This is a genomic window from Nitrospirota bacterium (assembly GCA_030684575.1).
GTDB lineage: Bacteria > Nitrospirota > Nitrospiria > Nitrospirales > Nitrospiraceae > Palsa-1315.
Map to the genome: position 1 here is coordinate 24,210 of JAUXVD010000018.1, position 13,112 is coordinate 37,321.

13 protein-coding genes are annotated in these 13,112 nt (G+C 57.7%); all 13 read left to right on the forward strand.

Annotation, left to right across the window (positions count from 1 at the left end; translation table 11 throughout):
* Positions 1–4 precede the first annotated feature (4 nt).
* The 13 genes from Q8N00_13085 (at position 5) to Q8N00_13145 (ending at position 13,056) form a co-directional block, all read left to right on the forward strand.
* Positions 5–1,309: an ATP-binding protein gene (locus Q8N00_13085; GenBank protein MDP2383725.1), complete on the forward strand. Its 1,305-nt coding sequence runs from the start codon at positions 5–7 to the stop codon at positions 1,307–1,309.
* Positions 1,306–2,712: a sigma-54 dependent transcriptional regulator gene (locus tag Q8N00_13090; protein ID MDP2383726.1), complete on the forward strand. Its 1,407-nt coding sequence runs from the start codon at positions 1,306–1,308 to the stop codon at positions 2,710–2,712. Before Q8N00_13085 ends, Q8N00_13090 begins: the two co-directional genes overlap by 4 nt.
* 188 nt (positions 2,713–2,900) lie before the next feature.
* Entirely contained in the window at positions 2,901–3,308 is a 408-nt protein-coding gene (gene flgB, locus Q8N00_13095; GenBank protein MDP2383727.1) for a flagellar basal body rod protein FlgB, read from the forward strand.
* 102 nt (positions 3,309–3,410) lie between these two features.
* The gene (gene flgC, locus Q8N00_13100; protein MDP2383728.1) at positions 3,411–3,860 is read left to right on the forward strand and encodes a flagellar basal body rod protein FlgC; all 450 of its coding nucleotides are present in this window, start codon (positions 3,411–3,413) and stop codon (positions 3,858–3,860) included.
* Between the two features lie 2 nt (positions 3,861–3,862).
* Positions 3,863–4,168, forward strand: a complete 306-nt coding sequence (gene fliE / locus Q8N00_13105) for a flagellar hook-basal body complex protein FliE (GenBank protein ID MDP2383729.1) — start codon at positions 3,863–3,865, stop codon at positions 4,166–4,168.
* A 32-nt stretch (positions 4,169–4,200) separates the two neighbouring features.
* On the forward strand, positions 4,201–5,760 hold the full coding sequence (gene fliF, locus Q8N00_13110; GenBank protein MDP2383730.1) for a flagellar basal-body MS-ring/collar protein FliF: 1,560 nt from the start codon (positions 4,201–4,203) through the stop codon (positions 5,758–5,760).
* A 15-nt stretch (positions 5,761–5,775) separates the two neighbouring features.
* Complete coding sequence (gene fliG / locus Q8N00_13115) at positions 5,776–6,768, forward strand: flagellar motor switch protein FliG (GenBank protein ID MDP2383731.1); 993 nt, start codon at positions 5,776–5,778, stop codon at positions 6,766–6,768.
* Positions 6,769–7,818, forward strand: coding sequence for a response regulator (locus tag Q8N00_13120; GenBank protein MDP2383732.1), 1,050 nt, complete (start codon positions 6,769–6,771; stop codon positions 7,816–7,818).
* Positions 7,805–9,112, forward strand: a complete 1,308-nt coding sequence (locus Q8N00_13125; protein MDP2383733.1) for a FliI/YscN family ATPase — start codon at positions 7,805–7,807, stop codon at positions 9,110–9,112. The genes Q8N00_13120 and Q8N00_13125 overlap by 14 nt, the downstream gene beginning before the upstream one ends.
* Positions 9,109–9,549, forward strand: coding sequence for a flagellar FliJ family protein (locus Q8N00_13130; GenBank protein ID MDP2383734.1), 441 nt, complete (start codon positions 9,109–9,111; stop codon positions 9,547–9,549). Before Q8N00_13125 ends, Q8N00_13130 begins: the two co-directional genes overlap by 4 nt.
* A 14-nt stretch (positions 9,550–9,563) precedes the next feature.
* Positions 9,564–10,328 (forward strand): hypothetical protein, encoded by a 765-nt coding sequence (locus Q8N00_13135; protein ID MDP2383735.1) that lies wholly within the window; start codon positions 9,564–9,566, stop codon positions 10,326–10,328.
* A 200-nt stretch (positions 10,329–10,528) separates the two neighbouring features.
* Positions 10,529–12,367: a flagellar hook-length control protein FliK gene (locus Q8N00_13140; GenBank protein MDP2383736.1), complete on the forward strand. Its 1,839-nt coding sequence runs from the start codon at positions 10,529–10,531 to the stop codon at positions 12,365–12,367.
* Positions 12,368–12,390: 23 nt separating this feature from the next.
* Positions 12,391–13,056: a flagellar hook assembly protein FlgD gene (locus Q8N00_13145; GenBank protein MDP2383737.1), complete on the forward strand. Its 666-nt coding sequence runs from the start codon at positions 12,391–12,393 to the stop codon at positions 13,054–13,056.
* The last annotated feature ends 56 nt before the right edge of the window (positions 13,057–13,112 follow it).

Below are 13,112 nucleotides of genomic sequence, written 5' to 3' on the forward strand. Positions count from 1 at the left end.
TGTGATGAATGGACATCCTGTTCCGGTACAGATGGAGAGCGATTTACTGCACGAAGCCTTTCGAAGTTTCGATGATGCGGCGGCGACGCTCCAACAGTCCTATCAGACGTTGACGTCCCGGTTGGAGCAGCTCGACATCGAACTCGCCGATCGTAACGAGGCGCTGCGAAAGAATTTACGGGTCAATGAAGAGTTGCGCGAGCATTTGACGGCGATTGTGGAGTCCCTGTCGACCGGTCTGCTCGTCATGGATGAATCCGGCACCATTACGCGCTGTAACCAAGCCGGCACACAGTTGCTTGGATTGGACCACGAGCAGATCATCGGACGCTCCTTGGCCACGTGTCTCAAAGATGCGCATTTGGACGGTGACGTCTATCCCCTGACCACGCAACAGGGTGCCGCCGTGTCTCTCTCTCAACGTGCCTTGCAGACGAGCGATGGACGCCAGGCTGGAAGCCTGGCATTGATTCAGGATGTGACGGCGATGCGAGAGCTGGAGGATCGCCTGCAACGCCGCAATCGCCTCGCGGCTATGGGTGAAATGGTCGGGCGGATCGCCCATGAAATTCGGAATCCGCTCGGCAGTATCGAACTGTTCGCGTCGATGCTGCGCCGTGACTTACATGATGCGCCGGCATTGCGTGGATATGCCGAACACATCTCGTCGTCGGTGCACATGATGAATCGTCTCTTGACGAACCTGCTGCTCTATACCAAGCCAGACTGTTCCCATGGAGAACGGCATGAGACGGAAGCCCTGATGCTGAATGCCTTGACCCTGGCCGCCCATGCCGTCGCCGGCGCCAGAGTGGATATTCGTTTGGATGTCAATCCATTAGCCTCCCACATGTGGTGCGATGCCGGGCAGATGAAGCAAGTGCTCCTCAACTTGATCCTGAACAGCATCCATGCCATGCCGAACGGTGGGACCTTGACGTTGTCGGCGCGACCGACTGCGGAGGCGACATCCGGCGGAGCGGGTATTTGTCTCTCAGTGTCGGATACGGGTATCGGCATCCCGGCGGCGCAGCGTTCGAGGGTTTTCGATCCCTTCTTTACCACCAGGGATGAAGGCACCGGGTTAGGTCTGGCCATTGTCCATGCGATTGTCGAGGGACATCGTGGCCGAATCGACGTCGAGAGTGAGGAGGGACGCGGTACCACGTTTACCATCGCCCTTCCGAACCATCATGCGGCGAGCCCTCTGCCGATACAGAAATCGCCTGTTTTGCCGTTTTCTGAGGGCTACCCCGAATCTGAGTTGATCGCTGAACGACTGCTTGTTGGAGAGGAGACCTCGGCATGATCGACAACAATACTGAATCTCCGGTGACGGATGTTCCTGCACAGGCTGAACGAATTTTGATCGTCGACGATGATCCCTCCATGCGGATGGCTTTAATGGAGTCTGTTCGCCGGCTGGGTTACGACGTACAGGGTGCGATGGATGGCGCCGATGCCGTCGAGCAGGTCAGCCGGTATAAACCCTGGTTAGTGGTCACCGATTTGAAAATGCCGAGGCTTGGTGGACTCGATTTGATCAAGGAGATCAAAAGCCGTTCGCCGCAGACCTTGATGGTGCTGATGACCGCCTATGGGACCGTGGAAACCGCCGTGGAGGCGATGAAATACGGGGCGAGCGATTACATCCTCAAACCGTTCTCGACCGACTTGCTGGAGCGGGTCATTGCCAATCTCAAAGCCCGCGGCGCGGATGCCTCGCTGTCTCCTGCTGTGCCGATCGATCAGCGGTCGATCCTGACACAAGATCCTGGCATGGCCAGGCTACTCAGTACCGTTGAAGGAGTGGCGTCGAGTCAGGCCACCGTCCTTATTCATGGGGAAAGCGGTACGGGAAAAGAGCTCTTGGCGCGCTTTATTCACAGCCGCAGCCCACGTGCCCATCGCCCGTTTATTGCCGTGAATTGTGCCGCATTACCGGACGGGCTCCTCGAGAGCGAACTCTTCGGCCATGAGCGGGGCGCCTTTACCGGGGCCATTATGAAGAAACTCGGCAAGTTCGAAATGGCGCATACCGGCACCCTGTTGCTGGACGAAATCAGCGAAATGAACATGGGCTTGCAAGCCAAGTTGCTGCGGGTGATCCAGGAGCGAGAGGTGGATCGAGTCGGAGGGCGCGAGCCGGTGTCCGTGAACATCCGCCTGATTGCGACGACCAACCGTTCCCTGTATCACGAAGTTGAGCAGGGGCGGTTTCGAGAGGATTTGTATTATCGGCTGAATGTTTTCCCCATTACCGTGCCCCCACTCCGTGAAAGACCTGCGGATATTCCGCTGCTCGTGAGGCATTTCGTGGCCGTTTCTTCGGCACGCAATGGTCTTCCGCAACCGGCGGTGTCGGTGGCCGCCTATGCCATGCTTCAGGAGAGGCGATGGAAAGGGAATGTGCGCGAGTTAGAGAATGTCATGGAGCGCGCCGTGTTGTTAGCCGGGAACGAGCCGATTCTCCCGAGCCACTTATTATTAGAAGCCGGCGCTCAACCAGCCGTTTCTGTGCCGGTCCCTTCCGTACCCCAGTCGTCTGTGAACGGCTCGTTGTGGGAAATGGAGCGCGAACTGATTTTTCAAACCTTGGCTCGCGTGCATGAGAATCGGACACATGCGGCGAAAGAATTGGGCATCAGTATTCGAACCTTGCGAAACAAGCTTCGCGAGTATCGGGGGGACACATGCCACGTCTCGGCTTGATCTATTGGTATTGGCCGGAGTGGACAGGTTCCCCTGGGCAACTCCTGCCGATCGGCAGGAAACGTATTGGACGAAACGATCCAGCAGGCTCTGTCGTTGCTATCAGATTCTGCCGGTTGAAGATGGCATCACGATTGCACTAATGCCGATGACGACATCTGTTGGACGGAGCCAAGAGGAGACGCATCATGACGATCTTTGATCGCACCATGCAGTTGGTTCATCGCACCTTGGATTTGCGGGATGCGAGGCAGCGGGTCATCGCCTCGAATATCGCGAACGAAGAAACCCCAGGTTATCGTGCCACCGACTTCAACTTTCGAGACTCGCTTCAATCGGCGCAGCGTGGTCAAGGGCCGGTGACGTTGGCGGTGACACAGGGCAAACACTTCGGTCCGCCGGGAGATGGCTTTCAGCGGGTCGTCGGAAAGCTCAGTGATGTGCCGGCCGGCGACCTCCCGTTGGATGCCAATTCAGTAAACATGGAGCTGGAAATGGCCAAGATGTCCGACAACGCCATGCAATATAACGGGGCTGCCGCGATCATGGCGATTCGCTTGCGTCAGTTGATGGGAGCGGTCCGAGATGCGCGATAACACAAACGGCGAGAGGCGCGCGGCGAGGGGCAAGAGGAAAAGACTGGCACGACATCTTGCCTCCGGCCACTCGCCTCTCGCCGCTAACCTGGAGGAACGATCATGGAAATGACCGACAGCATGGCAGTGTCCGTCACGGCTTTAGATGCACAACGCCGTCGACTGAATGTGATTTCAAGCAATCTGGCGAATGCCCAGTCGACCCATACGCCTGGTGGAGGGCCCTATAAACGACGGGATGTGGTCTTTCAGTCCACGCCCGTGACCAGCCCGTTTCAGCGCGCATTCCGGCAAGTGGCGACGGGGCCTGGCGCCCATGCGCTCGACGGCGTGAAGGTGCTGCGCGTGCATGAAGATTCAAAGCCGGGTCAAGCGATTTATGATCCGCGCCATCCTGACGCCGATAAAAAGGGGTTCGTCAAGATGCCGAATGTCAATGTCATGGAAGAAATGGTGAATATGATCGGTGCATCGCGTTCGTATGAAGCGAACGTGCAAGCGATTAATGCCACTCGCGCCATGATGAATAAGGCCCTGGAGATCGGGAGGTAGTCATGGATCAGATCAAGCCGATTGCGATTCCGACACCGTCATTTGGAGAGCTGGGCGCGGCGGCTCAGGGTCCAGGCGGCACCCCAGCCTCTGGATTTATGGATACGTTGCAGCATGCGATCAGTAAGGCCAACGATATTCAGCTGCAGGCCAGCCAGGCCACAGATGCATTGATGACCGGCCAGTCGCAGAACGTGCATGGGACGATGGTCGCGTTACAGGAAGCGGATATCTCCTTCCAGCTGATGATGCAGATCCGGAACAAGCTGGTGTCGGCCTATGAAGAAATTCAACGGATGCAGATGTAATCCAGCTGTCGCGTAGCGAGGAGTAGGGTCCTATGTTGTCAAAGTTTTCCATCAATCAACGCTTGATCATTCTGGTTGCGCTCGCTGGCTCGATCGCCGGATTGATTGCCGTGACCCTCTGGACACAACAACCAGACCTGCAGGTGTTATTTACCAACCTCAACCCTGAGGATGCATCCGGGATTGTGGATAAACTGAAAGAAACGAAGGTGCCGTACGAGACGACCGGAGGGGGCACAACCATCTTGGTTCCTAGCGCGCAAGTGCATGAATTGCGTTTGCAGTTGGCCTCCCAGGGACTCCCGCATGGGGGCGGTGTAGGGTTTGAGATTTTCGACCGTTCGTCGATCGGCATGTCGGATTTTGTGCAGAAACTCAATTATCGTCGCGCATTGCAAGGCGAACTGGCTCGAACTATTGCCCAAATGCCGGAGATCGAACGGGCCCGCGTGCATCTTGCGACCCCTGAACGGCGGCTCTTCGGCACCGAAGAGAACCGTGCACGAGCCTCAATTGTGGTGTCGTTGCGGAATGGACAGACGCTCGCCAAAACGCAAGTGAATGGGATCGTTCACCTGGTATCGAGCAGTGTCGAGGGATTGCAAGTCAAGGATGTCACCGTGGTGGATGGCCATGGACGTCTCCTCTCGTCGTCAGCCGGGAGCGATGACGCAGCAGGGCTCACCGGGACGCAATTGGAGTACCAGCGGACAGTGGAGAAGGACATCGAAACGCGTATCCAATCCATGTTGGAGCGGATCGTCGGACAGAATAAAGCGGTCGTGCGCGTCTCGAGCACCCTCGACTTCCGTAAAATCGAAACGACGGAAGAGCGGTACGATCCGAACGGCCAAGTCGTGCGGAGCGAACAGCGAGGACAGGAGAAATCGAATGGCGTCAATGGCGTATCCGGTGGCGTCCCAGGCGTCCAATCGAATGTGCCGCCCGGGACCGACCAAGAGCCGCCTCAGACCAGCTCGACCAGTAATCAGACCAAAAACGAGACCGTGAACTACGAAATCAGCCGAACCGTGTCCCGTATCGTGGAGTCCAGTGGCAACATTAAGCAACTCTCTGTGGCGGTGCTCGTGGATGGCATTTACGAAGGGGCCAAGGCCTCTCCAGATGGGAAGCCTGCAGCCGACCAGGTCAAGAAATATGTCGCGCGGTCTGAAGAGGACATGAAGCGCATCGAGGAGATTGTAAAAAAAGCAATGGGTTATTCGGCTGAGCGCCAGGATCAAGTCCAGGTGACGAATGTGCAATTCGACATCGCGACTGAAGAGCCGTCGACTCAGGGTATCGAGGCTGCGGCCGATGCGACGAATCCCTTCTTGCCCTATCTTCGCTATGGGGTCGGCGGGCTACTCTTTCTCCTGATCCTGTTCATGGTCGTGCGCCCGTTGTTGGGCATGTTGGGATCGACGGGAACCGCGTTAGAACAGAGTGCCACCGCGTCATTGCCTGCTTCGGTCAGTCAGGTGGAAGCGGCCCTGGAGGGGAAACCGCGCTCACAACTTATCGATATGGCACGCAGTAATCCTGAAGCGACGGCTGTCATTGTCAAACAATGGTTGAAGACTGATCAGTAAAGGGGAATTGCTGTAATGGCCACGGTATTAACCGGTGAAAAGAAAGCGGCGATTCTCCTGCGAGCGATCGGTGAAGATGCGGCGGCGTTGGTGATGAAGAGCCTGGACCCCAAGGAAATCAGAAAATTAGGCACGTTCATGAACGATACCGCCAATATCTCGAAGGAAGAAGAGCAGAGTGTCATGGGGGATTTTGAGAAAGCCAGTGCGACCGGCGATGTCTCATTTCAGGGGAAAGACTACATCAAAACCATCCTCACGAAGGCACTCGGTCCTGACAAAGCGGCCCGTTTGCTTGAATCCATGAATAGCCGAGTCTATCCGGGGCTCGATGCGTTGAAGTGGGTGGATGCCAAGGCCGTGTCGCAAATGCTCAAGATTGAGCACCCGCAAACCATTTCCCTCATCATGGCCCATATGGAGCCAGAGCAGGCAGGGCAGGTGCTCACTGGTTTGCCTGTGGAACTGCGGGCGGATGTAGCCCATCGGTTAGCGACGATGGAGGAAGTGCAGCCGGATGTGCTCGAGGAACTCAGCGGTGCCCTCCAAGACCTCTTGGTTGCCAATTCTGGTGTCCAATCCTTGACCGTCGGTGGAGCCAAGGTGATCGCGGATATTCTCACTCGGGTGGATAAAGCGACCGAGGGCGGCATTATGGCCAAGATTGCTGAGCGGAACCAGACCCTGGCCGATGCCATCCGCGCCTTGATGTTCGTGTTCGACGATCTGATCAAGCTTGACGATCGCGGGATGCAAGAGCTGATGAAAGAAGTCAGCAAGGAAGATCTGCCCGTTGCGCTTCGTGGGGCCAGTCCTGACGTGAAGGACAAGTTCCTGAAAAACATGTCGAGTCGCGCGTCCGAAATGTTGAAAGAGGATATGGAGGCTCGAGGACCGGCAAAGGTGGCGGATGTGGAGAAGGCACAACAGAATATTCTTAAAGTTTGCCGAAAGTTGGAAGAAGAGGGCCGCATTGTGGTTTCAGGCGCTGGGGAGGCGCTGGTGTAGATGGCTAGTCCTCTGAGTGTGGAATCCACCCTGTCCCAGCCTGCGGCACGTGCCACCTGGCAACGTGACACGTCCATCTTAATCGTCGACGATGAGCTGTCGATCCAGAAGTTACTGACCGTATTACTCCAATCGGATGGGTATCGCATCCGTGCGGTCGGGTCGGCGCGGGAAGCGCTCGCGGCGCTCAAGGTCGCACCGGCTTCGTTGATGATCACCGATGTAAAATTGCCAGACCAGGATGGCCTGTCCCTGCTCCAGCAGGCCTCCAAGATCGATCCACGCATGATCGGGGTGGTGATGACGGGATATGCCACGGTCGATCTCGCCGTTCAAGCGATGAAGGCCGGGGCGACTGAATTTTTGATGAAACCCTTCGAGTGCGACATGGTGCTCCTGACGGTCAAACGACTCCTCGAACTCTATCGCCTGCGGGTAGAAAATGCCGTATTGAAACAGGCGGTGGTGCGTGAGGGTGGCGTGCGGTTGGAAAATCCGTCATTGATCGATTTCGGGACCGGCCATCAGTTCGTGACGACCAGCGGCCCGTCCGACTATGACCGGGGGATTGCCGAGGGCGAACGTCGAGCCGCAGTGCGCGACGATGCCACGCACCGGCGTGAGCAGACGCTGTTCGCCAATGCCGTGCAGCAGTTGGAAGAAGTCTGGAGATCGTTCAGCGGCACGATGGAGTCCGATGTCACCGCGTTGGCGTTTAGTCTCGTGAGCAGGATCTTACGGGGCACGATCGCTGAGCATCAGGATGTCGTGAGGGCGCAGCTGAAAGCCGCTTTGGCGACAATTCGCGAATCAGGCGTGGTGACGGTCCGCACGCACCCTTCCGATGTATCAGTCCTTGAAGCCGCGCGGCCGGAGTTGAATCGCGATCGAGAGACGGCATTGGTGCTGCACATTGAAGGCGATGCCTCACTCTCGCGTGGCAGTTGTGTCGTCGCGACAACGAATCGATTAGTCGACGCCTCCCTGGACGCGCAGTTGCTGCGGCTCGGAGAGGTGTTACAGAAACGGGGGCGCGGTGGATCTCGCTGAACTGATTGAACGGACAGATCCGCTCGCCGTCTCCGGCCGTGTGGCCCAGGCGGTCGGAATTGTGATCGAGGGGTATGGCCCCATGACTTCGGTGGGAGAGCTCTGCGAGGTGACGCGCGAGGATGGAGAAGGGGCCGTGCTCGCAGAGGTCGTTGGATTTCGCGGTGATCGTGTCCTCTTGATGCCGCTCGGAGAGATGCGAGGGATCGGCCCTGGAAGCCGGCTCTTGATGAAAGGGCATTGCGCATCGGTCCCGGTCGGTCCGCAACTGCTCGGTCGGGTGCTGGATGGGCTTGGCGAACCACTCGATGGAAAGGGTCCGCTGGTGACAGAGGGTCACTATCCGCTCCATGCGGCCCCTCTCAACCCGCTTCAGCGTGCGCGTATTACACAACCGCTGGATCTCGGTGTCCGGGCGATCAATGCCTGTCTCACGTGTGGTCTGGGGCAAAAGATCGGGATCTTTGCCAGTGCAGGCGTGGGCAAGAGCGTCTTGCTCGGCATGATGAGCCGCTACACCAGAGCCGACGTGAATGTGATTGCTCTGATCGGTGAACGAGGCAGAGAAGTGAACGAATTCCTCGAACGGGACCTCACGCCGGCCGCGCTCCAACGGTCGGTCGTCATTGTGGCCACGTCGGATCAGCCTCCGCTGGTGCGGTTGCGCGGCGCATTGATTGCGACGGCGATTGCGGAATATTTTCGCGATTGCGGAAAGCAGGTCCTGTTGATGATGGACTCGCTGACCCGGTTAGCCCATAGCCAGCGTGAGGTGGGGCTCGCTATCGGCGAACCGCCGACGACAAAGGGGTATACACCGTCGGTCTTTACGTTTCTTCCAAAGCTCCTGGAGCGGGTCGGGACCGGTCCCGGGTCCGGCACGATCACCGGGCTCTATACGGTGCTGATGGACGGCGACGAGGTATCCGATCCTATCGCCGAAACCGTGCGATCGATCCTCGATGGACATATCGTGCTCTCACGGCAGATGGCCGCGCGTAACCATTTTCCGGCGATCGATCTGCTGAACAGCACGAGCCGGGTGATGAAAGACATCGTGGGGCGCGAGCATTATTCTGCAGCCCGGTCCATGGTCGAACTCATGGCCCGCTATCAACAATCGGAAGATCTCATTCTGTTGGGTGCCTATAAGGCGGGGACGAACAAGGCCCTGGACCGGGCCGTTTCCGCACAAGATGGGATCAATGCCTTTCTCCGTCAGGAGATCGAGCAACCGGCCGATCTGGGGGCGTCGGTTCAGGACTTACTCGCGTTGGTGAAGAGCACCGCATGAAGCTCGATGCGGTACGACGCTATCGTGCACAAGTGGAAGACCTGTTGCGTATGGATTTACTTCACGCTCGCCAGAACCTTCAAGATGCAGAGTCCGCCTGTCAGGCCCTCGACGCACAGGCGCGGATGACGGCTGAGCGGTATGTGGCTAAGGCCAGCAGCGGGATCGCGTTAGAAGAGTTTCTTGAATGGCAAGTCACCTGTGATGCGGAAGCCGACTTGTTCACGCAAGCCTATCAGGCTGAATGTCGGTGCCGTGAAGAATGGCATCAGAAACAGCAAGAGTTGCAGATTGCGATGCAGGAGCGTCGGACGCTCGATCGTCTCGCTGAACGGCTACGTCAGCAGCAGCGCGTGAGTCAGTATCGTGCGGAGCAACTGCAAATGGATGAGTCTGCGCGCCGTACGAGTGGGATGCCGAGCTCGCATAATTTATGATGAGCAGATATCGGATGGACCAACAACGAGACCGGATTACGCTTTCACGCACTCATGCAGAAGGACCTCGTCGTCCCCGCAAGGGGAGGGGGAGGCAGATCTGGTCTGTCTCGATCATGCTGGCCGTGATCATGGTGTTGTGCTGGACGGTCGTGCAGCTCAACGAGGCCTCGTCCGCTCCTGCGACGGCGCCTACGGCCCCCCGCAAGGCCATCCCCAAGGCCCTTCCCAAGGCCGGCACCGTCGCGAGTTTGCCCTCAGAGTCGATGCCACAGAAAGAGACTAAGGCTGCTGCGGGTGAGTCCGCGCCGGCAGAGGCGGCACAAACGCAGGGCCCCGCGATCAATCTGCCGGAGGAAGTGGTGGCGATGTTCCAACAGCGGCAAGATGATTTGGAACGCCGTGAGAAAACGGTTCGAATATCGGAGGATCGGCTGTCGAATCTCAGGGCTGAAATTGAGCAGATCTTGAGCAAGGTCGAGGCCGCAGAACAGCGCCGTCTCCAGGTGAAGGAACAACAAGAAAAGGTGGCCGCAGGGCAGAGCGCCATGCAGAAGAAACAAGCGGCCGACGAGCATGCCCAACGATACGCACAGTTGACGAAGATCTATGAAAGCATGCCAGCCGAGGAAGCCGCCGCACGTCTTGAAAAGATGGCGGATCGGAAAGCCCTGGAGATTCTCCGGCTGGTGAAAGGCAAGACTGCCGGGGCGATCCTCGCACAGGTGAAAGTGGATCGTGCCGCAAAACTTACCGAACAATTGCTCTCCAACCCCTGACCGGTTTCTGTCTTCTGCTTGCTCCCGGTATTCTTTACCCCATCATCCGGCATCTTTTTCCGCAGTCGCGTTTTCTGCCGCTTCGATTGCCTTAAAGTGCACGCCAATTGAGAGATGTCTCGCTATTCGGTCTGGCATGAGCCTTGAAAGATCCACAATCGACAATGTGCCCCCTTTACCCATAAGGACAACGAGGACCTATGGACTTTCAACAACTCAGCCCACAGATCGGCACGGCACCGGCGAGCGGAGACCTCCAGCCATTCGCCGCTGGAAATTCGGTTGGCGTGGCTTCTCAGGCGAGGGGATTCTCAACGGTCTTGCAGGCCGCGTCGCAGCGGGTCGAAGCCAGGAGAGAGGCGAAGTCGCGCACCTCTCAGGCTGAGCGAGAAAGTCGGTCATCCGGCACCACGCCGTCCACGCAGCGTGGTCTGTCATCCAAGACCGATGGCAATCGAGGGCCAAAGCCACGTGCCTCTCAGTCAGAGCGTGAAGATCGATCACCCAGTACGACTCCGTCGGTCAACCGGAGCCAGATGCAGAAGGTGACAGACACCGCGGACAGCAATAACACTGAATCTCGTCTCCCCCAGACTGAGACCGAGGATCACTCATCATCAGGAAAGTCCGATCTCTCGATGACCTCACAACAGGAGAAGGCTTCTCGTACGGACATCGAGTCTCAGTCCCCGCAGTCTGAGACCGATGACGGTTCGTCCTCGACCAGGTCTAGCGTTGATCCCCTGTTGACCTCGTTGGTCGGGGCTTCGCTGGCGGCGGCACCCTCCCAGGTCGATACGCCGCAGGTCGTCCTTGGATCGGATCTGCCAACGGCCGATGTTGACGGGCACTCAGTCGTATCCGACTCGTTGATGAGCCAACCGACCACTCAGCCGGCTGAGAAGGGCGTGGGGATGGTTTCTTCAGGCAACCTGTCCCAGGTTCCTGTCGTTCAGCCTAAGGCGTCTGATATGGGTGACATCATTGCCAAGGTGTCTACGACAACGTCAGAAGCGACACCAGAGCATGATAAATCTGATAGGCCTGCAACGTCTGCTGAACCATCCGACATAGGTATGCCGCTCACGACTCAGCAGGGCCAGAACGCTGAGAGCCCTGCTCTCGATCAGGCTTTCCCCATCAAGGAACAGCAAGAGAGAGAGGTGTCTCAGGCTCCTGTTTCATCCAAGCCAATGGCTTCGCAAGATCAGGCGCTCGTGCAGCAGGCCGCGGCGATGACGACGCTGCAGGCTGGTCAGAAGGGCGAGGACGTTGCGGCAGAGTCCGACTGGTCACCGGAACAACAGAGCCCTGGAAAGGGTGAGTTATCGCTCCGGCAACAACATCGTGAGGCCACCTCTTCTGTGGCGCAAGCCGCCGCGGCCGCCTCTGAGTTCATGCCGGCTGAAGATCAGGGCTCTAACCCAGGAGCAGGCGGACAGAAGAAGGACGAGGGGCTGAAGTGGTTATCTCGTATCGATCTTCAATCGACGGAGGTCTCGTCGCCCACTCTACAGCCAAGGACGAGTGAATCAGTTGAAGGAGGAACCCAATACTCGTCGTATCAGCAGGGGCAGGGAGGTACTTCGCTGAATAGTCGCCCTGCGTCGGCATCCTCCGTTCCCGTGCCACCTCAGGCCAACCAGTTGAGCCACGATCCTGAGCCGACGCCTGTTCCACGGACACAGGCCGTGCAGTTTGACCTATCCCCTGTAGACTTCGGTCAGCTTCGTGTCCGTGTCGTTTTGTCCGACCACACGATTCATACACATATGTCGACCGATCGTGCCGAGCTCGGTCAGATGCTGACCGGTCAGCAGGAACAATTGAGCACCCAGTTATCGACTGCCGGGTTGGATTTAGGGCGTTTCCAGGTGCATGTCGATCAGGATCGCACGAACCAGTCCGGGCAGGATTGGCAGTCGCAGGCCCATCACGGTCCATCCCAGCAGCGGCGCGAGTCCCGGTCTCAGCCCCCTCCTCAAGATGCGCCGGTTTCCGCGGCGCCGAAAACCGGTATCCTCAGCTATTTTGCATAACGCGTGAACGAAGGAGACGCATCATGGCCACGATTAATGGAGTCACATCATCGACGATCACATCCGCGGCCAACCCGACGCCGGTCTCGTTGAAACAGGCGGAACTGGGGAAGAACGATTTTCTCAATCTGCTCGTGACACAGCTGAAGAATCAAGATCCCTTGAAGCCGATGGACAGCTCATCGTTTGTGGCGGAGCTAGCACAGTTCAGCCAGCTGGAACAGAGCGCCAATCAATCGTCGCTGCTTAGCAAGGTCCTCGATGCGCAGAACTCAAGTCTGCAGTATTCCCTGTTGCCGTTGATCGGCAGGGACGTGCGGGTCGAGGGTGCGATTATCCAATTGGGCGCCACGCCTGCGCCGCTCGACTACAACCTGAACGAAGATGCGGTATCGGTTCGGGCGTCTATTCTGAATGCGAGCAATCAGACAATCCGGACGCTCGATCTCGGATCGCAGAGCGCAGGAGACCAGCATGTCGTGTGGGACGGGCGAGATGAGAACGGCACGCTGATGCCGCAAGGGACTTATACCTATTCGGTGGCGGCCAGGAATAGCCAGAATCAACCGGTGCCGATTACGGCGACCTCGCGACTGACCGTGTCCGGCATCCGGGTGGTCGAAGGTCAACCGAGATTGGCTGCGGGCGAGAATACGATCGATCCAAGCGCTGTCATCGAGTTTCGTTGAGATGTCTGAAATAGGCTGATGTCATTCATTGTCATAGCATTCAGAAGGAGGGAATA

Coding starts and splice junctions, on each gene's coding strand:
- Q8N00_13085 (MDP2383725.1), top strand. CDS start 5: ATGAATGGACATCCTGTTCCGGTACAGATGGAGAGCGATTTACTGCAC.
- Q8N00_13090 (MDP2383726.1), top strand. CDS start 1,306: ATGATCGACAACAATACTGAATCTCCGGTGACGGATGTTCCTGCACAG.
- flgB (MDP2383727.1), top strand. CDS start 2,901: ATGACGATCTTTGATCGCACCATGCAGTTGGTTCATCGCACCTTGGAT.
- flgC (MDP2383728.1), top strand. CDS start 3,411: ATGGAAATGACCGACAGCATGGCAGTGTCCGTCACGGCTTTAGATGCA.
- fliE (MDP2383729.1), top strand. CDS start 3,863: ATGGATCAGATCAAGCCGATTGCGATTCCGACACCGTCATTTGGAGAG.
- fliF (MDP2383730.1), top strand. CDS start 4,201: ATGTTGTCAAAGTTTTCCATCAATCAACGCTTGATCATTCTGGTTGCG.
- fliG (MDP2383731.1), top strand. CDS start 5,776: ATGGCCACGGTATTAACCGGTGAAAAGAAAGCGGCGATTCTCCTGCGA.
- Q8N00_13120 (MDP2383732.1), top strand. CDS start 6,769: ATGGCTAGTCCTCTGAGTGTGGAATCCACCCTGTCCCAGCCTGCGGCA.
- Q8N00_13130 (MDP2383734.1), top strand. CDS start 9,109: ATGAAGCTCGATGCGGTACGACGCTATCGTGCACAAGTGGAAGACCTG.
- Q8N00_13135 (MDP2383735.1), top strand. CDS start 9,564: ATGGACCAACAACGAGACCGGATTACGCTTTCACGCACTCATGCAGAA.
- Q8N00_13140 (MDP2383736.1), top strand. CDS start 10,529: ATGGACTTTCAACAACTCAGCCCACAGATCGGCACGGCACCGGCGAGC.
- Q8N00_13145 (MDP2383737.1), top strand. CDS start 12,391: ATGGCCACGATTAATGGAGTCACATCATCGACGATCACATCCGCGGCC.